The sequence below is a fragment of the Sporosarcina sp. GW1-11 genome, from assembly GCF_033088395.1.
Classification (GTDB): domain Bacteria; phylum Bacillota; class Bacilli; order Bacillales_A; family Planococcaceae; genus Sporosarcina.
On sequence record NZ_JAPMIW010000008.1, the window covers coordinates 87,325 to 107,147 of the forward strand.

Below are 19,823 nucleotides of genomic sequence, written 5' to 3' on the forward strand. Positions count from 1 at the left end.
TATGGGCAAGCTGTTTCTGTTTGTTTACATTATTGTCGTAATTCAACGACTAGTCGAGCTAACCGTCGCCAAGCGCAACGAACAGTGGATGCGAAGTCAAGGAGCAATTGAAGTTGGAGCATCGCACTATAAATGGATGGTATTCATGCATACCGCATTTTTCGTTTCATTGCTAGTAGAAGTCACTATGTTCAATAGACCGCTTTCTCCTGTCTGGGGTTTATTACTAGTAACTTTCCTGTTGATGCAACTATTGCGCGTCTGGTGTCTGTCATCGCTCGGCAAGTTCTGGAATACGAAGATCCTGATCTTGCCGGGTGCGACTGTTCAGAAAAAGGGACCTTATCGCTGGATTCGCCATCCGAATTATGTAATTGTCACGACTGAACTACTTGTCTTGCCCTTATTATTCAGCGCTTATTTTACAGTAGCTCTATTTTTTGTATTGAATCTATGGATGCTATCCGTAAGAATTCCTGCAGAGGAAAGAGCATTGCGGGAGCTAACTAATTATACTGAAGTGTTTTGATACTATACAAAAAGACTTTCTCGCGATGAGAAAGTCCTTTTGTATATTATTCACAAGCCCATCCATCTCGATTTCGATCCATATGTTCGGCATACGCTGGATGTCCTTTTTTAACACCTTCCGGATACTTCTCACGGAGTTCCGCGCAATTCTTAAAACTCTCCATTTTTCCCGAAACAGGTTGCTTATTTTCTTTATTCGGATACGTATCACTATCAAATCCACGGTCTGTCGCGTAATCTTCCAGTGTCCAAATGCCAATGCCAGACTTTTTCGCTTGAGCTTCTGCGCTCTTGAACGCATCTAAATGTTTAGTGTTTGGAGGATAAACGTACCCTACCCGAGCTAATCCTTCTTTTAACAACTGTTCCTGCACGCTTTTACCGTCTATGTATATATAAGCTAATAGTCTGCCGTATTTATCATATTTATCACCAATATCGAACTCAATCTCCAGTTGCCCTTTTTGCAAAAGCTCTTGATTCCGGACTTTTGCTTGCTGTCCAAAAGGTTGCTTGCCAAGACGAGGATGATTCGTTTCTGGTGTATCAATCAATAAATACCGCACATTTACTTCTTTTCCTTCATACATAATCTTAATTGTATCGCCATCAATCGTCTTAACCAATTCGACAGGGATCAATCCAGAGCGGCTTGGCTGTTTTTCTTCATCACCGAATAGTTCTGGAAAATAAATAGCTGCAATCACGAGTACAGCAGCGAGTAACAAAGAACTAATCCACTTCTTATTTTTCGTTTGCTTTTTATTATTCATTGAGTTAAAACCTCTTTTCTACAAACTGTAGCCACTATATACCAAACCGATTCCCAATCCAAATGTTAGTATAGTATACAGAACAGCGCGCCCTTTGCGACCTTCTATCCAATACGTCCAAATTTCTTTCATCAATGTAGAGTAGGTAGTCAACGCGCCCGCTACACCTGTTGCCCAAAATAATGTCCACTCAGTCGGTAATTCCATTCCAATGATCCAGCCGATGAAAAAACACCCGACACTATTGACGAGCAGCGTCCCATATGGCAACGAACGTTGGTTCAACCAAGTGGAACATTCATAACGCAACAGCGCCCCGAGAATCCCTCCACAACCAACTGCTAGGAAGTATAACATCATCTAGCCACCTTCTTTGCTAATGAAAATCCAAGCGCTGCCATCGCCAGTCCACCGAATAAACTACTCCCTACATAGGCAATTGCAATCCCTAATAAACCTTCTTCAACCAACACAATCGTTTCCAAACTAACCGCTGAAAACGTCGTAAAGGCTCCGAGAAAGCCGACTGTAATAACGGACACAGCGAGTGGTGTCAGACGACGACCGAGTCTAGCCCACTCTACTAGAAAACATAGCAACATCGTTCCGACCATATTCACCGTAAACGTAGCCACGGGAAATGCGCCACTGACGAGCAAGAGCTGGCCTACAAGCAATCTTGTCATGGCTCCGATTCCACCTGCAATGCCTATGTACAGTCGTTCCCTCATCTTTTCACATCCCGAAATTCTTTATGTTAGTCAATCACATAACCTAGTGAACGAAGAACATTATTCATAAATGATTGTGTATAGAAATACATATCTTCACGATTAGGTTCTTGGAATACATCATGACGCGCTTCTCTCCACAGCTTATATTGCAATTCTGATAAATTTTGCGCAAATGCCCATCGACGTGTGAACTCCCGATCTGTTATACGATCAAGTTCTCCTGTATGTAGCAACAACGGCACATCTTGTATGATTAAATCTGGTTGCATGACTGATTTCATAAGTGTCTGCAATTCACGATACCAGCCCCCTGACACTACTGGCACATACAATGGATCTTCTTCAAATTGCTCCAAAAACTCCGGATCACGTGATAATTGATCAGCTGTGATTTCATGGTCGACTGTTGTAGTCTGTGACCATTTCGTCAACATCTTTGCACGCATCGATGGATTATATTCCAAGTGTAACCAAGGGGATGAACAAATAACACCCGCACATTCAATATGTTCCATTTGTAATAAGCGCAAAAGGAACGTTGCTCCCATACCATGTCCAAATAAAAATAAAGGTAAATCATCTTCCAAGCCGGTACGAATCATTTTCTTGATAAATCGTCGATAATCTTTAAATGCTTCCGCATGAACTTCCAAACCTTCTGTACCATGGCCTGGTAAATCCCCAGTCACCACATGAAACCCATCACTTCTTAGTTTTTGAATTAACCATATATAGCGGCGGTGATGTTCATATGCATTATGAACAATTACAATAACTGCTTTCGCTTTTCCTTCTGCTTCCCATTTCCACACGTACATCACTCCTTATTTAACTATCTTATTCTATTCATTACAATCTTATGTATCGTAAATTCCAAATGTTTGATACGATAAATTATACATGATTCTAGTAGAAAAGAGGAGATTTGATTGATTTATCCATACGAAGGTAAAATGCCAGTGATCGATCCATCCGTTTATATAGCGGATTATGTAACTATTTCAGGAGATGTGACGATTGGTCCTGAGTCATCCATTTGGTTTAATACGGTTATCCGCGGAGACGTTTCTCCAACAATTATCGGAACAAAAGTAAATGTTCAAGATTTCTGCTGCTTGCATCAAAGTCCAAAATATCCACTTATTTTAGAAGACAATGTAACGATCGGACATAAAGTCATGTTGCATAGTTGCACAATAAAAAAAGGTGCACTCATCGGAATGGGTGCAACAGTGTTAGACGGTGCCGAAGTTGGTGAAGGTGCATTTATAGGTGCAGGCAGTTTAGTTACACCCGGTAAAAAAATTCCTCCAAACACATTAGCACTAGGCTCTCCTGCTCGCGTGGTACGTGAATTGACCGATGAAGATCGTGCGGATATGACACGTATCGTCAATGAATATGCGCGCAAAGGCCAACTGTATAAAGAGTTGCAAGACTGATTATACAAAACTAAAAAAGCAGTCCTAGGACTGCTTTTTTGCATTCAACTTATTTCCAGCCTACTTGATTCATTAATTCTACAGCTTTCGGATTATACGTTCCGTAGTCTGCAAAGTCCACTTTTTGCGGAGTGAATGTTCCCCAGCTCGCCATTACTTCTGGTAGCTTTGCTTCAACATTTACTGGGAACTCGAAGTTTTCGTCTGACACTTGTTCTTGCGCTTCTACAGTTGTTAAGTACTCAATTAACTTTACTGCATTTTCTTTGTTTTTACTATGCTTCACTAAACCTACACCACTAATATTAATATGTGTGCCCGTTGTTTCTTGGTTCGGGAAGAATACGCCGATTTGGTCAAATACTTTTACATCTTCTACTTCGTCTGATACAGACATATGACCTACATAATAACTGTTCATAATTGCAACATCACCCACACCTGCAACGATTGCACGTGCTTGGTCACGGTCTCCGCCTTCAGGTGCACGCGCTAAGTTGTTCGCAATTCCTTGCGCCCACTCTTTTGCTTTTTCTTCACCGTTAAGTGCGATTAATGATGCCATTAATGATTGGTTATAAAGACTATCAGATGAACGGACAAGCAACTTGCCCTTCCACTTATCTGTCGCTAAATCTTCGTATGTAGATAAATCTTCAGGCTTTACACGATCTTTCGCATAAACGATGACGCGCGCACGAGTAGATAAACCAATCCATTGATTGTCTGTGTCGCGAAGCTCTGCCGGAACACGCTCGTCAATTTCTGCTGATTCAACCGGTTGTAATATTCCCTCTTTTTTCGCTGTGTTCAAAATCCCACCGTCGACTGTCATAAATAGATCCGCTGGTGTATTTTGTCCTTCACGCTTCAAGCGCTCGATCAATTCAGGTGCTTTTGCTTCGATTACATTTACTTTAATGCCTGTTTTTTCTTCGAAGTCGGCATATAGGATAGCATCTACGTCATAATGTCTGGCTGTGTAAACATTGACTTCGCCAGCCGTTTTTTCTTCTTTTGCAGTTTTTTCTGTTTGTTCCGCTTTGTCAGAACTTGAGCTACATGCGCCTAAAATTGCTACCAGCAACAATAGAGCAAATACCCATACTAACGAATTTTTCTTCAACATATTTCTCCCCTTGTCTATTATTTCATTCAAATGAACCGTTTGATAATGAGAATCGTTTTCATCTGTATGCAAATCATAATACATTTTCAAGAAAAAAGCTAGTATTTTCATGTTCTTTTATGTAAAAAAAAGCCCAACATATATTGGGCTCATTTAAGACTTTATAAAAAATACGAAGTAAAGCAAAATGGAAACTAGCGACTTCGAGGAGTATCCGTTCGTCCTCTCCTGAAACACATCCGCCTGCAACACAGAGTAACGGTATCGTCTCGATAATTCCCTTCACTTATACTAATACTGTTTCTTTATCTGCCCCAACGTACGTTGCACAATCAATATAAATCGTTCGATCACAAATCGCATCTACGTCGGCTTGATCGTGTGAGACGAATAGACACGTAATATTCGCCTTTTGAAGAATGTCACGCACTTCCATACGGATTAGTGACTTTAAATTCGTGTCTAAGTTACTGAACGGTTCATCCATTAATAAAATGGATGGCGCTGGTGCTAAGGCTCTAGCTAATGCAACTCGCTGTTGCTGTCCTCCACTTAATTCATGCGGATAACGTTTGGCGAATTCTTGTAGCTGAACTAGTTCAAGCATTTCATCTAGGCGTTTTTTTCTTTCTGAGCGTTTCAATTTATGTAATCCAAAACAAATATTTTCGCCCACTGTCAGGTGAGGAAATAGTGCGTAGTTTTGGAACACCATGCCAACGCCACGCTTTTCTGCTTCAATATACGTTCGATCCCCTACGATCAGTCGCCCGTCTAACACGATGCTGCCTCCCGTTGGATCTTCGAGTCCTGCCAGTAATCGTAATAACGTACTTTTCCCACTACCACTTGCCCCGACAATACCAACGATTTCACCTTGTTCGATTGAAAGCGAAAAATGATCAATGACCGGCTTCTGTTTTCTGGAATAGTGAAAAGATAAGTTTTGAATTTGTACGAACATAATAGTCACTTCTCCTCGAATCGTAATATTAATATCACCGACAAGATACTTAGGCAAATGAGCAGTAACGAAGATGGAGCCGCTTCATAAATTCGCTCGTCAATCGCATATTGATACGTTCTAGTCGAGAGCGTGTCGAAATTAAATGGACGCAATAATAACGTTAGCGGCAATTCTTTCATAATTTCCAAAAATGCCAAGGCGAATCCGATTAAGATTGATCCACGCAATAAAGGAAATTCTATTTTCCAGAATGTGTACGTCAATCCTCTACCGAGCAAGAAAGATGCTTCCCGATACGACGGCGGAATTTTCGTATAGCCGGATTCAACGGCATTGAATCCTTGTGCCATAAAACGAATCACATACCCTGTAATCAACATCGCAATCGACAGACTAAGTACGAGTGTTCCTGATTCTACTCCTAGAAGTTTCGGATATAGAAACGCTAACTTTTCGTCTAACGTAATAAACAATGCTAGTACACCGATTGCTACGACTGCACCAGGAACTGCATAACCTGATGTCATCACGCGGGCTAATAAGTTCGAAGACATCGACGGATAAAGATTAATCGTACGGGCCGTCAAAACCGCAAAGAAGCTAATGATTAACGCACCGATGAAAGCTGCAACTATACTATTCGTCATTAAGCTTAAAAAGTCACCACGCCACACTTTTTCGTATGTTTTTACTGTCCAAACGATTAATTGTATAAACGGAATCAAAAACGCTGCGAAAAAAATCGCTAGACAAGCTAATGTAGCACCAAAAGCGAAAATGCCGCGAAGTTTTTTCCTCGCAAGCGGTCTACTTTGCGTCACATTTGTATCGTATTTTCGACGTTTTCGTAAAAATCGCTCCAGCATGAAGACCCCTAAAATGATGATAAGTAACCAAGCAGCTAAACGCATCGCTGCATTGATATCATACATACCGAACCAAGTTTGGAAAATGGCCGTCGATATCGTCCGCACACCAAAGAAGCTCGCAACCCCATAGTCACTTAATACTTCGAAAATGATTAGCATCGCACCCGCAATAATTGCAGGCCGAGCAATCGGTAGTACTAAACGAAAAAACATCTGAAATCCGTTCAAGCCTAACGTTTTCGCGCTCTCAATATAAGCAGCACTTTGTTTTTCAAAGTAGTGTAACGTTAACATATACACATACGGATACAGGAATAGCGTCAAGACGAAAATCGCACCACGCATTGACATAATTTCAATCGTTCCTGGTGTAAATTGAAAATCGAGGTGATTACGGAAATACGACTGGATAACGCCTGTATAGCCCGTCATCGTGCTGTATGTGTAGGCCGCGATATACGGAGGGATTGCCAAAGGTAAAATGAGCAACCACTTAAACTGCTTGCGGAATGGGAATTCATAAGCCGCAACAATCCACGCTAACGTAAGGCCAATCACAGTAGATAAAAATCCTACAGACCCTACCAAAATCAATGAGCCTTTAATATAATCAGCTAGTAAAAATTCTTTAATATGTTGCCAGTTCTCGCTCGTCGGCTGGAAGAAGCTGAGGATGACATATGCAACTGGCATCACGATAATTAATGCGCCAAGCATCGTCAAAATAAACCAGCTATTCGCTCTACGCCGAAGTTCTCTTAACCATACGGATTTATTCATTATGTATACAACCAACTTTACTGCGCCAATAGGCGATTTTAGTGACTTTCAATAAATTATATAATGGATGATTTTCATTCTCAAGTATATAGGTATTTATAAAACTGTCCACTATTTTCACAAAAATTCAACAAATTAATGATGGTAGTTAAAATTCTTTCTTCCAAATCGGTGCAAATAATTTTACTCCTCTGCGATTCACAGGTAAAAACTTCATACCAGCAACTAGATGACTAGCATAACCCGCAAGCGCAGCTACAAACACACCATTCATCAGCCATTGTTGTAGTGAATAATGGAGGATGGATGCAAAGAATGCCAGACCTAGCAAAGAATGTGTATAGGAACGATGGGGAAGAAATGATGCAATTATAATGTAACACCCTGCAAGAATAATACCAATGGACGTATGTACGAATAGACCGAATGCGATAAAAAGGATACCAGTTATGGTCAATAGTCGTCTTTGGGTAATGACTTGCGATACAACTACTAACATTGCTGCGACTAGCGCTATAATCCAATTCATCGACTGCCATCCTGTTTGTATGAATTGATAGGTCACTATGACAAGTAATCGCATAAGTAGTTATATCCGCTTTTTAGAGATCGTGACACCGTTCGAGGCAGCGCCGTTCGTGTCGAGATCTGGTACTAATGCAGCTATACAACCACCTGCTGTACATAAAAGAACAGTTTCTATGTCTGGCTGCGTTTGATATCCTATCGCTGCTCCAATCACAGTACCTATTACTGCGCGCGAGCTTCCCTTCATGTGAAGTACGTCTCCTTTATGGGCTTTATTCTAAGATGATTTTCTTTTCAATTTTTCTTATATGATGATTCAATCAAATAAGTGGACTTACTTCATGATTACATAATTTTTCTCCTACTACAAGCCGCATCGACACTTGTTTTTATTCGATTTCTTTAAACGCCATTTTTGTCGCACTACTTGAACTTGCATTACCTCTCATTGTCCAGTGGTTCATTGAAGGGCTCCTTCCGTCAGGCGAATCAAGTTTAAACGTATAAAAAAGAGCTGTGCAAGTCACGAGTGACGACTTGCACAGCCCCGTTTTATTATGTTAATGTCTCACCTTCTCGTCTAAAGAAGCCGAAGATTCCTACCGTCTGCACAATATTCGTAAAGGCTTGTGGATCTGTTTCATTAATAATACGTTCAAGATCATATAGTTCATAACGTGTAATGACGACGTAGAGCATGTTTTTGTCTTCTTTAGAATACGCTCCTTTTGCTGGTAAAATCGTAATACCACGCACCATTTGACGATGAATCGCTTGTTGCAGTTCGTCTGCTTGCCTCGTTATAATCATCGCTGTAACTTTTTCATGACGCGTATGGATCATGTCAATGACCGACGTGGTCACATAAAGAGCAATCATTGTATATAATGCATTTTCTGGCTCGTAAAGAAACCCTGCAAATAAGATTAAAATCCCGTTCAAGACTAAAAAATACATACCAATTGGCTTATCTTGCATGCGCGATAAAATCATCGCAACGATATCCATTCCACCAGTAGAAGCACCTAACTTTAGTGAAATACCTACACCAACCCCTGCCAATACACCGCCAAACACCGCATTCAACATAATATCATCCGACACCGAACGAAGGGGCAATAACTCAAGAAATAATGTAGTAAATGCGACAGAAACGATACTGTAAATCGTGAAGCCTTTACCTACTTTAAACCAACCGAGAATAAACACCGGAATATTGAATAGTAGCAATAAAATACCAGTACTGATCGTAATATTCAATTGATCAATTAAGACACTCGATACCAATTGCGCAGCACCCGCAAAGCCACTCGCATAGACATTAGCATTAATTAAAAAGAAATTTAGCGATATCGCCATTAGGAACGACCCTAAAATAACGACTGCGATTCGTTTTGCTTCAATAAAAAACATAGCAACCTCCTATGATAAATAACAATTTTATGCACGAACTAGATTATAACGATTCTCCCCTTAGATTGGTACCCATAAACAAAAATAATTTTAACTTTCCCCATTCTGCCCAATAAATCCATCTTATGTATGAATACAATTCAAAGTATTCTACTTATAAGTAATGTGGTTTAACGCGGTCGATAATTGGCTATAGTAAGAGTGGGAATCAAGGAGGAAATGTTCGATGAAAAAAAAGAAAGATGTATGTGATACGAAACGAGACAAAGTCATTGAAGAACTTGTTTCGAATGGGGTATTTAAAATTGATGGCAAGCAGTTGTATGAGTTGCCGCTTCAGTTACTGATGCAGGAATATGAAGCTTTCGGCAATCCAGAAGCTCAGATGTAATGAATACGTTAGGCAAATAATTAGAGACGTTACCGATTCATTTGGTGACGTTTCTTTAGCTTTCAGACTATAATTTGCTTGCTGACTTTGGTGAAAATCAATCAATAGCTAAGCATTTTCGGATATAGCAACTTTAAAAGATCGAGCAACGCTACCTAGCAAAATAAAATTCTACAAAAAAAGCTGTCTCAAGAAGTCACAACTTCTTGGACAGCTCTAGTACCGATTATTGTTTAATGCGTACTTTACTAGCCAATTCCTTCAGTGCATCCACTTTATCTGTCTGTTCCCACGGCAAGTCAATATCCGTACGGCCAAAATGACCATAAGCAGCCGTTTGTTTGTAGATCGGGCGACGAAGATCTAGCATTTTGATAATGCCTGCTGGACGTAGATCGAATAGTTCGCGAACGAATTCAACTAATTGTGATTCAGTTAGACGGCCTGTATCAAATGTATTGATAGAAATTGAAACCGGACTTGCAACGCCAATCGCATAAGCCAATTGAACTTCACAATGATCCGCTAATCCTGCCGCTACGATATTTTTCGCAACATAACGCGCTGCGTATGAAGCGGAACGATCCACTTTCGTTGCGTCTTTACCAGAGAATGCACCGCCACCATGACGAGCATATCCGCCATATGTGTCGACGATGATTTTACGTCCAGTCAGACCTGAGTCGCCCTGAGGACCACCAACGACAAAGCTTCCCGTCGGATTAATGAAGTATTTAGTCTGTTCGTCCAATAAATCTTCAGGTACTACCGCATCGATGACTACTTCTTTTATATCCTTCTCGATTTGCTTGAGCATTACTTCTGGATGATGTTGAGTAGAAATAACGATTGTATCGATTCGTAAAGGATTGTTATTTTCATCATATTCTACGGTTACTTGCGTTTTACCGTCAGGACGTAAATATGGAATCAAATCTGTTTTACGTGCTTCAGCCAGTCGGCGTGCCAATTTATGTGACAAACTAATTGGTAACGGCATTAATTCCGGTGTTTCATTACAAGCATAACCAAACATCAATCCTTGGTCACCTGCTCCAATTGCATCTAATTCTTCATCTGACATAGAACCTTCACGTGCTTCCAATGCTACATTGACACTTGCTGCGATTTCTGGTGATTGTTCATCAATAGAAGTTAAGACAGCAGACGTTTCGTAATCAAAGCCATATTTTGCACGCGTATAGCCAATTTCTTTCACTGTATCGCGAACAACTTTAGGAATATCCACATATGTTGTTGTTGTGATCTCACCCATTACTAGAACGAGTCCAGTTGTAATGCTTGTTTCACACGCCACACGAGCATTTGGATCTTCCATTAAAATTGCATCTAAAATTGCATCTGAAATTTGGTCGCACATCTTGTCAGGATGGCCTTCAGTAACTGACTCCGATGTAAACAGTCGACGGTTTGTCATTTTGTTTCCCCCTATATTAAGCAACATGATACGGTACTCTCATAAGTCCCCGGTAAAGTTCCACGCCTAGACGTCAAGCATATACCATAAGGATTCAGGGCTAGACAATATAAAAAGCCTTTCACTCATATTCAATCCATGAGTAAAAGGCGAAATTTCACGCGCAGCACCTTTCACTCTTATCGTCCAAGGAATTAAACCTTGCTTCAGGTTTGGCACCTTCGCGCAAGACTTTTGTCTTTTGCAGGTTGCCGGGTTTCACAGGGCCTGTACCCTCCACCAACTCGGGATAAGAGTATCCGTTCATGTCACATCTTATAAAAAAGTTTCGATTTTGTCAATTTTTTTATTTTAAATCACTTGAGTTTTGAATTAGGATAGATTATTATTCTTAATGTGTTATACTATTTACGAATTAAGATGTTCTACTCAAATAAAAAATAAAACGACTACGCAAAGGACGGTATGTAATTATGATATCTGCAAAAATTGATGATAGTTTAAAAAGTCTTCTAACTGGAAGCAACGTGACGATCCAAGCGTCTGTGGCCGAATTAACTGAAAAAGCAGTAAGCAGAGGAGAAGCTCAACTTACAGCAGACGGCGCAATTGCGGCACGTACCGGAAAATATACAGGACGCTCTCCTAAGGACAAATTCATCGTCGAAGATGCAGTGTCTAAAGATAAAGTGGACTGGGGAAGCTTAAACCGTCCCATCTCTCCTGAAGCATTCGATTCATTATACACGAAAGTCATCAATCATTTGAAGGAAAAAGATGAATTATTCGTTTTCAAAGGATTTGCAGGTGCAGATAAGGATTCTCAGCTTTCTATTCAAGTGATTAACGAAAAAGCTTGGCAAAACTTATTTGTTCACCAATTATTCATCCGTCCTACTGAGGAAGAGTTTCAAGCGCATGAATCACAATTTACGATTTTGGCTGCTCCTTCATTCAAAGCGGATCCAACAGTGGATGGCACAAACTCTGAGACATTCATCATAATATCTCTTGAAAAGCGCATTGTCTTGATTGGCGGAACAGAATATGCTGGAGAAATGAAGAAATCCATTTTCTCTGTTATGAACTTCTTGCTTCCTGAACAAGGTATCCTTTCCATGCACTGTTCTGCAAACGTTGGAGAAGAAGGCGACGTAGCGCTATTCTTCGGTCTTTCTGGGACTGGTAAAACTACACTTTCTGCAGATTCTGATCGTAAGTTAATCGGTGACGATGAGCACGGATGGTCTGACAACGGTGTATTCAATATCGAAGGCGGATGCTACGCAAAATGTATCAACCTTAGTCAAGAAAAAGAGCCTGAAATCTTCGGTGCGATTCGTTTTGGTTCCGTTCTAGAAAACGTTGTACTAAATGAAGAAACACGCGTACCTGATTACGACGATAAATCATTAACTGAAAACACACGGGCTGCTTACCCAATCGAAAATATCGATAATATTGTGACGCCATCTGTTGCGGGTCACCCGAAGAACATCATTTTCCTAACTGCAGATGCTTCTGGAGTTCTACCTCCAATCTCGATTTTGTCAAAAGAGCAAGCAATGTACCACTTCCTAAGTGGATTCACATCTAAACTTGCTGGAACAGAACGTGGTATTACTGCTCCTGAACCAACATTCTCTACGTGCTTCGGTTCTCCATTCTTACCACTTCCTGCAGCAACTTATGCAGAAATGCTTGGGAAGAAAATCGATGAACATGGCTCAAAAGTATTCCTAGTCAACACAGGTTGGACTGGCGGAGTGTTCGGTGTAGGTTCCCGTATGAACTTAGGATATACACGTACAATGGTTCGTGCTGCAATCGCAGGTAAATTGGATAACGTTCCTACGAAAAAGAACGAAATTTTCGGATTGGAAATGCCTCTTGAAATCGAAGGCGTACCTAGCAATGTATTACACCCTCGCTACGCTTGGGAAGATCCTGCAGAATACGACAAAGAAGCAACTCGTCTAGCTGCTGCTTTCCGTGAAAACTTCAAGAAGTTTGATCACGTGTCAGAAGAAATCGCAATAAAAGGCGGACCTATCGCTTAATTTTACCTATACAAAAGCCATGCAGATTACATTGCATGGCTTTTTTCTGTTTAATCGCTCTGTCGTTTCATCCAATCGACTGCATCTGTCACGAGCTGGCGATTCATTTCTGGAGGTATATAGTGCGTATAATCTTCTAAATACCACGTTTCATATTCTTTATTAGCATCTCGTAGTGCATTTTCGAGCAACAACGCTTGTTCAAATGAAACATTCGTATCTAGCTTTCCATGGATAATCAATATTGGAATATCAATGTCATGTACTCGAAACAATGCTGTTCGTTCCCTATAGGCATCGGGTTGATTATTCGGTGTACCGCCAATGACGCGCTTCATCATACGCCGCATATCTTTTCGTTCCTTATACGTAAAGACCACATCTGACACACCTGCCCACGTCACCATCGATGTGAGATCATCCCGTAAAATGGCTGTCCATAACGCCATAATTCCTCCACGAGAAAAGGAAAATAAATGAATGCGCTCAGAATTTACGGCATGTTGTTGTTTTAACACTTCAACACCCGCTACCGCATCATTGCGATCATCCCCTGCAAATTCATCCTTGCCCTCTCCCCCTCGGTTCCCACGATAATACGGAGCAAAGACGACTAAGCCATGCGAAGCAAATTGAGCGATACGTGCAGGACGTACCATCCCTACATGCTGAATACCACCACGTAAATAGAGTAAACCCTCATAACGACCCGCCGCTTTAGGTGTTGCGAGCATCCCTTTCACTCGCAAGCCATCAGACCAGTACGTTATCTCTTCCAGTCGTACTGTAGGATTCGGTGATGGATAGTCTTTTCGTTTACAAATCGTTCCATTCGTTTGTTCGACCATTCGCTTCCACCCACTTCCTGAGCTCACCCATTCCGCGATCTTTCATATGGAAACTTAAGTCCGTACACGCATCTAGTTCGCCATCTGTCATCCAAACTAATCCTTCTGTTTCCATTAACGTATACTCTTTTTCAATATGTGTTACTTCACCAGTAAAAACAGCTTTGCAAAATGGTGGTTCTGTAAATACGACATATTCAGCAAATGATTGCACATTCGAAATTGTCACGCCTGTTTCCTCTAACGTTTCGCGGATAGCAGCGTCTTCAATCGTTTCTCCTAGTTCAGCTTTCCCTCCAGGAAATTCAATACCCCGCATACGGTGTTTTGTTAGCAACCAATGGCCCTTGTGCTTGATCACAACAAGTACATGGCGCGGTTCAATTTGGTGTTGATTTGGTCCAAATGTCAATTCGACATTGGCTCCTTGTAAATCTTCAAATTTCAACAAATGGCTCACGTCCTTTACTCTAGTGTAGCGGAAAAGGACGTGGTGAATCAACGAAAGAAGGGTAATTTTTCGATAAAACGCTTGTTTTCATCGTCTGTGTATTCATGGATCAACGCGTAGACTTTCATCATTCGTAGATCAATGTCGTGATTGTTGTGATCGTAATGATACGGGATATACGGTAAGTGGGAACGCAGGAAGTTACGGAATTCTAGACGATCCATTTGGGAAAATAATCTTTCAAAAATGGGATATGCTTCTCTTGGTACTTCTACTTTGTATTCCCATGGTGATGAATATGGATCGATAAGTACTTGCTTATGGTTGACGGATACATACATCGTATACATTTGCTCGCTCATAATCAGCCTACTTTCTTTTAGTCGTAGTATGGCGAGAAATGAAAAATTCATTCAATGGAAATATCAAAAACCTATTAACAGTAAAAGTTAATAGGTCCAGTGTAGTTATTCCCCTTGTTCTTCGTAAACGACTTTTTCAACTGCTAGCGCTACGTTGATGTGGACGTTTGGATCTAGTGGATGAGGTACTAGATCATCGCGTTTTGTACTTTCTACTATGGCGAGTGCAGCCGCGATAAGCATTGGGTAGGTGATTGCTTTGGCATTTGCGTTTAATGCACCGCGGAAGATGCCTGGGAAACCTAGGACGTTGTTGACTAGGCGTCCATCTGCCGCATACGCTGCGCCTGCTTCTATAGCTACGTCAGGTGCAATTTCTGCATTTGGATTCGACAACGCCAAAATGATTTGCCCTTTGCGTACCATTTCAGGCTTGATCAAGTTCGCAACGCCTGTTGTTGCGATGATCAGATCACACGTTTCCATAATTTCTTCCATGGATTCTACAACAGTCCCCCCATAATCGGCAAGCATTTTTTTCGCGTTAGGATTTGGATCGGTTCCTTTCATTTCATCGACACCATAAGCCATGAACATTCTGCTAATCGCAAGACCTGCGGCACCTAAACCGATTTGTCCGACTGACGAATTCGCTAGATCTACTCCGACATGTTTACATGCTGTTAAAGCAGCTGCTAATGCGACGACCGCCGTTCCGTGTTGATCATCATGCATGACAGGGATTGGTAATTCTTTTTTCAAACGTTCTTCTATTTCAAAACAATGAGGTGAACCGATGTCTTCTAATAAAATTGCACCGAAGCCTTGATGGATATGCTTGATGGTTTCCACGACTTCGTCAGGATCACTTGTATTCAGTAAAATAGGAATCCCGCTAATACCAACGAATTGATCAAATAATACAGCTTTCCCTTCCATTACAGGCATACCTGCCACCGGACCGATATCGCCTAAACCTAAAATGGCAGTTCCATCCGTAACAATTGCTACTGTATTGGAAATCCCCGTAAAGTAGTTTGCTTGTTCTGGGTCCTCTTGAATCGTTTTACAAACACTAGCCACGCCTGGTGTATAGACTCTACGCAAATCTGCTAGTGAACGAATTTCCGTAGTAGCTTTCATGTGAATCTTTCCACCTTCGTGGGCTTGAAGAACATCATCTGTTACCGCATGCACTTTAATTCCTTGTTTCAAGTTTTCAATCGCTTCTACAATTTCATCTAAGTGTGCCTTGTCATTACATTGCAAGGCGATTTCTCTAATCGTCGAAACCGTCCCTACCTTGATCATTTGGACATCTCCAATATCTCCACCTAACTGTCCAATAGCCATCGTCACTTTTCCTAGATTCCCCGGTCTAGAAGGTGTTTCAATAATTAAATTTCGTAAAAATTGCCCTTGCGCCATATTAGGTCAACCTCCTATATACTATGTATCGTTATGCTAAATAAAATTCACTGCTGTTAATAGGAAAAACACACATCCCTAATCATACGAGATGTGTGTTTACCAATCAAGCCTTGATATCTACGGATGCCCCTTTATGAGGATGTGCGACAGGCTGACTTTCTAAACTATTCAGCATTTCGGTAACCGCAGAAGTTTCCATCGAAAGAGCTTTCGTCATAACACTCATTTGAACGGTCGATTGCAAACTTCTCAACTGACTGGACATGATTGAATTGATATCCATTTCGTTCACTCCTTCCTACTACTTCACTTCTTACTATCGGTTATTTTCATGCTAATTGAAGGTTTTATTCATTTGTTTCGCCTAAAAATGCATTAAGCATCCATTGATGTTTTTCAATGCTTTGATAAATTGCGTTCAACATATCTTCTGTCATACCGTCTGATTCTTTTGCTGCTAGATCCATTCCTTTTTTCAAGGACTTCATGATCTTATCAAAATCATCGACTAATGCTTGTACCATATCATTCGCTTTCTCTGTTCCTTTTGCTTCACTCACTACAGATGTCTCCAAATGCTCTGCTAACGTAGCCGTCGGTTCGCCACCTAATGTCAACACGCGTTCAGCGATTTCATCCATATGTAGCGTCGCTTCGTTATATAATTCTTCAAATTTAGCATGCAATGTGAAGAATTGATTACCCTTTACGTACCAGTGATAATTATGCAACTTTGCGTACATAACTGACCATGTAGATACTTGTTTATTTAACTCTTGGATTAATTCTTTTGACATAAAAAAAACACTCCTCTAAATAGTTATATGCTTCTCTCTTTTAATTTACCACGTAACTAGGTAAACTAAACCTACTTAAATCGGAAGGTGATTATTATGGTGAAGAAAGTGTTATTACTATTCATCCGCTTTTATCAAAAGTTCATATCTCCAATGTTTCCGCCATCTTGCAGATTCTATCCGACTTGCTCACATTATGGTGTAGAAGCGATTGAAACACATGGTGCAATAAAAGGTAGTTATCTCGCAGTCATACGGATATTAAAATGTCATCCTTTTCATAAAGGTGGATTTGATCCTGTTCCCCCAAAAAAGAAAAGAAAAAAATAATGTAGGTTGCAAACGTAAAAAAAATCTTGTATGATGAGGAAGTTATCTAAATAGTAATCATTCCGATTAACATCATGGAGGTTTTATGAAATGAAAAAACGTATTGCATTATGGGCAGCTGCTTTACTTCTTGTGTTAAGTGGCTGTACGAATAAAACTACAGAGGAAAAAGCTAGTCCTTCATCCGAGAAACTGCTAGTCTATACTACTGTTTATCCGCTACAATACTTTACCGAGCGCATTGGTGGAGAGTTTGTTGACGTACAAACCATCTACCCACCTGGAACGGATGAGCATGTCTTTGAACCGACGCAAAAAGATATGATGTCATTAGCGAAAGCGGATCTATTCTTCTACATCGGACTCGGCTTGGAAGGTTTCGTTCAAAAAACCGAAAAAACGTTACAGAAAGAAGATATTCATTTCATTCCGATAGCAGACGCTATTGACCCAGAAGAATTAGCACCTGGCCATTCGCATGAAGATGAGGAGCATGAAGATGAAGGGCATGAAGGAGAGGAGCACGATGATCACCATCATGATTCTACAATCGATCCTCACGTTTGGATTTCTCCTTATTTGAGCACATTACTAGCGGAAAAGATTAAAGATGAATTATCAGATGAACTACCTGAACACGCAGAGCAATTTCAATCGAACTTCGACACATTATACGATGAGCTTGAAAGCCTGGATCGAGAATTTAAAACAATGGCCGATGCTGCGCCAAATAAAACATTCTTCGTATCCCATGCAGCATTCGGTTATTTAGCTGATACGTATGGATTGCACCAACTCGCTGTATCTGGTTTGGATTCGCAAAATGAACCTTCCCAAAAACAGCTAGCTAGCATCGTCAAAGAAGCACAAGAAAAAGATATTAAATATATTCTATTCGAACAAAACGTGAGTTCGAAGTTAGCTGAAGTCATTCAAAAGGAATTGAATGCTGAAACATTGACGCTCCACAATTTAAGCGTACTGACGAATGAAGATCTTGAGAACGAGGAAGATTATTTTTCCTTGATGGAACATAATTTAGATGTATTGAAAAAAGCCTTAAGTAACTAACAGCGGAATTGCTTCCGCTGTTTTTTTATAGCCAATTTTTCAATTCAAAACGCATAAGTTTATTCGAAGCATTGCGTGGTAACTCGTCAACGAATTGAATTTCTTTCGGTAACTTATAGCGTGCTAGTCGCGTTTCACAGAAATCTAGAATTTCTTTTTCTGTCACGGACTCACTAACGATGAATGCGACAGGTACGTGACCCCATTGTTCATCTTCTTTACCGCATACTCCTGCTTCTCTAACGGCTGGATGGGCTAGCAAAACATTTTCAATCTCCGCGGGGTAAATATTCTCTCCACCTGAGATGATTAAGTCTGCTCGTCTATCCACAATGAACAAATAGCCTTCTTCGTCTACGTACCCTACATCCCCTGTAGCTAGCCAACCGTCTTCAGTCAATGGGGAACATTCCTTTTGGCTTCCAATATAGCCAGGCGTCACGTGCGGGCCTTTTATGAGCACTTCCCCTACTTCACCTGCTTGGTCTGTCCCTTTAATTGAAATTTGATTGAAAAATAAAGGCTTACCTGCTGACCCTAATTTACGTTTAGCATCTGTTTTGCCAAGGGTCGTAGTTTGTGAACACGTTTCGGTCATGCCGTACGTCTGAAGAATAGGTAATCCAAGCGCAGTTGCCCGTTCCAGATAATCTAGCGGCACAGACCCGCCACCAACTAACATAGCGCGAAATGAAGGATGGGTTGTCATATTCTCTTTCTCCATCACACGAACAATTTGATCCAACGTCAGTGCAACGACTGACATAGCCGTGACGTTTCCCGCTGCGATTTGCGAAGCGGCCTCTTTTGCATCAAATTTTTCGTACAACCGCATTTCCATTCCATAAATGACCGAGCGGATAATAATTGACAATCCACTAATATGAAATAACGGCATCATGCATAGCCACGAATCTTTTTCCGTCAATCCTAAATTTAAAACGGATGCTAATGCACTTGCCGTATGATTACCCGCTGTCTGACGAACACCTTTTGGCACACCTGTCGTACCCGAAGTATACATAATCGATTGTGTTTGATCTTCTGCCCACTGTTTTACTAGTTCGTACGTTTTCTTTTCTTTCTGAAGAACCTCTGAAAACGTTACACAATCCAGGCCATCAAGTATAGCGAATTTCGCGTCATCAATTAGTAAAAAATCAGCCTGCGCATCCTCTACTTGCCAACGCAACTCTTGCTCAGTCAACCGACTATTAAGACAAACCACTTCTACCCGCAATAACCAACACGCATGGATAAATAACACCGTCTGCTGATTGGACTGACTCAGTAAAGCTATTCTATTTCCAGGCTGTATACCGGCATGATGTAGCTGTTGCGAAATTTCAAGCGACTCTTTATACAACTCACCAAACGTCCACTGTCTTTCATCGCTAACCAAAGCAGACGCATCGGGGGTCAACTTCCCCCGCTGATAAAGCCAATTAGGAATGATCATCTATACCCCTCCACATAAT

At 40.9% G+C, this 19,823-nt stretch carries 24 protein-coding genes and 1 riboswitch; of the genes, 6 read left to right on the plus strand and 18 right to left on the minus strand.

Going from position 1 to position 19,823, the window contains the following annotated elements:
* The first annotated feature begins 1 nt into the window (after position 1).
* Positions 2-529 (plus strand): isoprenylcysteine carboxyl methyltransferase family protein, encoded by a 528-nt coding sequence (locus ORD22_RS07255; protein ID WP_317645265.1) that lies wholly within the window; start codon positions 2-4, stop codon positions 527-529.
* A gap of 46 nt (positions 530-575) precedes the next feature.
* Here ORD22_RS07255 and ORD22_RS07260 read toward each other — a convergent pair whose 3' ends face one another.
* The 4 genes from ORD22_RS07260 to ORD22_RS07275 are packed head-to-tail and all read right to left on the minus strand — an operon-like array spanning position 576 to position 2,856.
* Positions 576-1,304, minus strand: a complete 729-nt coding sequence (locus ORD22_RS07260; protein ID WP_317645266.1) for a thermonuclease family protein — start codon at positions 1,302-1,304, stop codon at positions 576-578.
* Positions 1,305-1,322: 18 nt separating this feature from the next.
* On the minus strand, positions 1,323-1,664 hold the full coding sequence (locus ORD22_RS07265; protein WP_317645267.1) for a fluoride efflux transporter FluC: 342 nt from the start codon (positions 1,662-1,664) through the stop codon (positions 1,323-1,325).
* The gene (locus ORD22_RS07270; RefSeq protein ID WP_317645268.1) at positions 1,661-2,035 is read right to left on the minus strand and encodes a fluoride efflux transporter FluC; all 375 of its coding nucleotides are present in this window, start codon (positions 2,033-2,035) and stop codon (positions 1,661-1,663) included. Before ORD22_RS07270 ends, ORD22_RS07265 begins: the two co-directional genes overlap by 4 nt.
* 26 nt (positions 2,036-2,061) lie before the next feature.
* On the minus strand, positions 2,062-2,856 hold the full coding sequence (locus tag ORD22_RS07275) for an alpha/beta hydrolase (RefSeq protein ID WP_317645269.1): 795 nt from the start codon (positions 2,854-2,856) through the stop codon (positions 2,062-2,064).
* A 111-nt stretch (positions 2,857-2,967) separates the two neighbouring features.
* Here ORD22_RS07275 and ORD22_RS07280 point away from each other — a divergent pair, with 111 nt between their 5' ends.
* Complete coding sequence (locus ORD22_RS07280) at positions 2,968-3,480, plus strand: gamma carbonic anhydrase (protein WP_317645270.1); 513 nt, start codon at positions 2,968-2,970, stop codon at positions 3,478-3,480.
* Between the two features lie 49 nt (positions 3,481-3,529).
* Here ORD22_RS07280 and ORD22_RS07285 read toward each other — a convergent pair whose 3' ends face one another.
* The 6 genes from ORD22_RS07285 to ORD22_RS07310 all read right to left on the minus strand — a co-directional run bounded on the left by ORD22_RS07285 (position 3,530) and on the right by ORD22_RS07310 (position 9,166).
* Positions 3,530-4,609, minus strand: coding sequence for a Fe(3+) ABC transporter substrate-binding protein (locus ORD22_RS07285; RefSeq protein WP_317645297.1), 1,080 nt, complete (start codon positions 4,607-4,609; stop codon positions 3,530-3,532).
* Between the two features lie 286 nt (positions 4,610-4,895).
* Positions 4,896-5,573, minus strand: coding sequence for an ABC transporter ATP-binding protein (locus tag ORD22_RS07290; RefSeq protein WP_317645271.1), 678 nt, complete (start codon positions 5,571-5,573; stop codon positions 4,896-4,898).
* Positions 5,574-5,578: 5 nt separating this feature from the next.
* Positions 5,579-7,225, minus strand: coding sequence for an ABC transporter permease (locus ORD22_RS07295; RefSeq protein WP_317645273.1), 1,647 nt, complete (start codon positions 7,223-7,225; stop codon positions 5,579-5,581).
* Between the two features lie 148 nt (positions 7,226-7,373).
* Positions 7,374-7,754, minus strand: coding sequence for a metal-dependent hydrolase (locus ORD22_RS07300; RefSeq protein WP_317645274.1), 381 nt, complete (start codon positions 7,752-7,754; stop codon positions 7,374-7,376).
* Positions 7,755-7,814: 60 nt separating this feature from the next.
* Complete coding sequence (locus ORD22_RS07305; protein WP_317645275.1) at positions 7,815-8,000, minus strand: hypothetical protein; 186 nt, start codon at positions 7,998-8,000, stop codon at positions 7,815-7,817.
* Positions 8,001-8,308: 308 nt separating this feature from the next.
* Positions 8,309-9,166, minus strand: a complete 858-nt coding sequence (locus ORD22_RS07310; protein ID WP_317645276.1) for a YitT family protein — start codon at positions 9,164-9,166, stop codon at positions 8,309-8,311.
* A 226-nt stretch (positions 9,167-9,392) separates the two neighbouring features.
* On the opposite strand from ORD22_RS07310, the gene ORD22_RS07315 reads away from it, so the two are divergent.
* Positions 9,393-9,557 (plus strand): Fur-regulated basic protein FbpA, encoded by a 165-nt coding sequence (locus ORD22_RS07315; protein WP_317645277.1) that lies wholly within the window; start codon positions 9,393-9,395, stop codon positions 9,555-9,557.
* A 226-nt stretch (positions 9,558-9,783) separates the two neighbouring features.
* Here ORD22_RS07315 and metK read toward each other — a convergent pair whose 3' ends face one another.
* On the minus strand, positions 9,784-10,995 hold the full coding sequence (metK, locus tag ORD22_RS07320; protein WP_317645278.1) for a methionine adenosyltransferase: 1,212 nt from the start codon (positions 10,993-10,995) through the stop codon (positions 9,784-9,786).
* 176 nt (positions 10,996-11,171) lie between these two features.
* Positions 11,172-11,291, minus strand: a riboswitch (SAM riboswitch).
* A 177-nt stretch (positions 11,292-11,468) separates the two neighbouring features.
* Here metK and pckA point away from each other — a divergent pair.
* Positions 11,469-13,055, plus strand: a complete 1,587-nt coding sequence (gene pckA / locus ORD22_RS07325) for a phosphoenolpyruvate carboxykinase (ATP) (protein WP_317645279.1) — start codon at positions 11,469-11,471, stop codon at positions 13,053-13,055.
* Positions 13,056-13,105: 50 nt separating this feature from the next.
* Here pckA and ORD22_RS07330 read toward each other — a convergent pair whose 3' ends face one another.
* The 6 genes from ORD22_RS07330 to ORD22_RS07355 all read right to left on the minus strand — a co-directional run bounded on the left by ORD22_RS07330 (position 13,106) and on the right by ORD22_RS07355 (position 16,944).
* Positions 13,106-13,903, minus strand: coding sequence for an alpha/beta hydrolase family protein (locus ORD22_RS07330; RefSeq protein WP_317645280.1), 798 nt, complete (start codon positions 13,901-13,903; stop codon positions 13,106-13,108).
* Positions 13,872-14,354, minus strand: a complete 483-nt coding sequence (locus ORD22_RS07335; protein WP_317645281.1) for an NUDIX hydrolase — start codon at positions 14,352-14,354, stop codon at positions 13,872-13,874. The genes ORD22_RS07330 and ORD22_RS07335 overlap by 32 nt, the downstream gene beginning before the upstream one ends.
* Positions 14,355-14,401: 47 nt before the next feature.
* Positions 14,402-14,716 carry a transposase gene (locus ORD22_RS07340; RefSeq protein WP_317645282.1) on the minus strand — a complete coding sequence of 105 codons (315 nt, stop codon included), beginning with the start codon at positions 14,714-14,716 and terminating at the stop codon, positions 14,402-14,404.
* Positions 14,717-14,821: 105 nt separating this feature from the next.
* Complete coding sequence (locus ORD22_RS07345; RefSeq protein ID WP_317645283.1) at positions 14,822-16,144, minus strand: NAD-dependent malic enzyme; 1,323 nt, start codon at positions 16,142-16,144, stop codon at positions 14,822-14,824.
* 106 nt (positions 16,145-16,250) lie between these two features.
* Positions 16,251-16,430, minus strand: a complete 180-nt coding sequence (locus ORD22_RS07350; protein WP_317645284.1) for a YjfB family protein — start codon at positions 16,428-16,430, stop codon at positions 16,251-16,253.
* 64 nt (positions 16,431-16,494) lie between these two features.
* A complete protein-coding gene (locus ORD22_RS07355) occupies positions 16,495-16,944 on the minus strand; it encodes a Dps family protein (RefSeq protein ID WP_317645285.1) in 450 nt (149 codons plus the stop codon).
* Positions 16,945-17,040: 96 nt separating this feature from the next.
* Here ORD22_RS07355 and yidD point away from each other — a divergent pair, with 96 nt between their 5' ends.
* Entirely contained in the window at positions 17,041-17,274 is a 234-nt protein-coding gene (yidD, locus tag ORD22_RS07360; protein WP_317645286.1) for a membrane protein insertion efficiency factor YidD, read from the plus strand.
* Positions 17,275-17,364: 90 nt separating this feature from the next.
* On the plus strand, positions 17,365-18,345 hold the full coding sequence (locus ORD22_RS07365; RefSeq protein WP_317645287.1) for a metal ABC transporter solute-binding protein, Zn/Mn family: 981 nt from the start codon (positions 17,365-17,367) through the stop codon (positions 18,343-18,345).
* 25 nt (positions 18,346-18,370) lie between these two features.
* Here ORD22_RS07365 and ORD22_RS07370 read toward each other — a convergent pair whose 3' ends face one another.
* A complete protein-coding gene (locus ORD22_RS07370) occupies positions 18,371-19,804 on the minus strand; it encodes an o-succinylbenzoate--CoA ligase (RefSeq protein ID WP_317645288.1) in 1,434 nt (477 codons plus the stop codon).
* Positions 19,805-19,823 lie beyond the last annotated feature (19 nt).

Bases quoted from the DNA above. Each gene is read 5' to 3' on its own strand.
- ORD22_RS07255 (WP_317645265.1), top strand. From the start codon at position 2: ATGGGCAAGCTGTTTCTGTTTGTTTACATTATTGTCGTAATTCAACGA.
- ORD22_RS07260 (WP_317645266.1), bottom strand. From the start codon at position 1,304: ATGAATAATAAAAAGCAAACGAAAAATAAGAAGTGGATTAGTTCTTTG.
- ORD22_RS07265 (WP_317645267.1), bottom strand. From the start codon at position 1,664: ATGATGTTATACTTCCTAGCAGTTGGTTGTGGAGGGATTCTCGGGGCG.
- ORD22_RS07270 (WP_317645268.1), bottom strand. From the start codon at position 2,035: ATGAGGGAACGACTGTACATAGGCATTGCAGGTGGAATCGGAGCCATG.
- ORD22_RS07275 (WP_317645269.1), bottom strand. From the start codon at position 2,856: ATGTACGTGTGGAAATGGGAAGCAGAAGGAAAAGCGAAAGCAGTTATT.
- ORD22_RS07285 (WP_317645297.1), bottom strand. From the start codon at position 4,609: ATGTTGAAGAAAAATTCGTTAGTATGGGTATTTGCTCTATTGTTGCTG.
- ORD22_RS07290 (WP_317645271.1), bottom strand. From the start codon at position 5,573: ATGTTCGTACAAATTCAAAACTTATCTTTTCACTATTCCAGAAAACAG.
- ORD22_RS07295 (WP_317645273.1), bottom strand. From the start codon at position 7,225: ATGAATAAATCCGTATGGTTAAGAGAACTTCGGCGTAGAGCGAATAGC.
- ORD22_RS07300 (WP_317645274.1), bottom strand. From the start codon at position 7,754: ATGAATTGGATTATAGCGCTAGTCGCAGCAATGTTAGTAGTTGTATCG.
- ORD22_RS07305 (WP_317645275.1), bottom strand. From the start codon at position 8,000: ATGAAGGGAAGCTCGCGCGCAGTAATAGGTACTGTGATTGGAGCAGCG.
- ORD22_RS07310 (WP_317645276.1), bottom strand. From the start codon at position 9,166: ATGTTTTTTATTGAAGCAAAACGAATCGCAGTCGTTATTTTAGGGTCG.
- ORD22_RS07315 (WP_317645277.1), top strand. From the start codon at position 9,393: ATGAAAAAAAAGAAAGATGTATGTGATACGAAACGAGACAAAGTCATT.
- metK (WP_317645278.1), bottom strand. From the start codon at position 10,995: ATGACAAACCGTCGACTGTTTACATCGGAGTCAGTTACTGAAGGCCAT.
- pckA (WP_317645279.1), top strand. From the start codon at position 11,469: ATGATATCTGCAAAAATTGATGATAGTTTAAAAAGTCTTCTAACTGGA.
- ORD22_RS07330 (WP_317645280.1), bottom strand. From the start codon at position 13,903: ATGGTCGAACAAACGAATGGAACGATTTGTAAACGAAAAGACTATCCA.
- ORD22_RS07340 (WP_317645282.1), bottom strand. From the start codon at position 14,716: ATGAGCGAGCAAATGTATACGATGTATGTATCCGTCAACCATAAGCAA.
- ORD22_RS07345 (WP_317645283.1), bottom strand. From the start codon at position 16,144: ATGGCGCAAGGGCAATTTTTACGAAATTTAATTATTGAAACACCTTCT.
- ORD22_RS07350 (WP_317645284.1), bottom strand. From the start codon at position 16,430: ATGGATATCAATTCAATCATGTCCAGTCAGTTGAGAAGTTTGCAATCG.
- ORD22_RS07355 (WP_317645285.1), bottom strand. From the start codon at position 16,944: ATGTCAAAAGAATTAATCCAAGAGTTAAATAAACAAGTATCTACATGG.
- yidD (WP_317645286.1), top strand. From the start codon at position 17,041: ATGGTGAAGAAAGTGTTATTACTATTCATCCGCTTTTATCAAAAGTTC.
- ORD22_RS07365 (WP_317645287.1), top strand. From the start codon at position 17,365: ATGAAAAAACGTATTGCATTATGGGCAGCTGCTTTACTTCTTGTGTTA.
- ORD22_RS07370 (WP_317645288.1), bottom strand. From the start codon at position 19,804: ATGATCATTCCTAATTGGCTTTATCAGCGGGGGAAGTTGACCCCCGAT.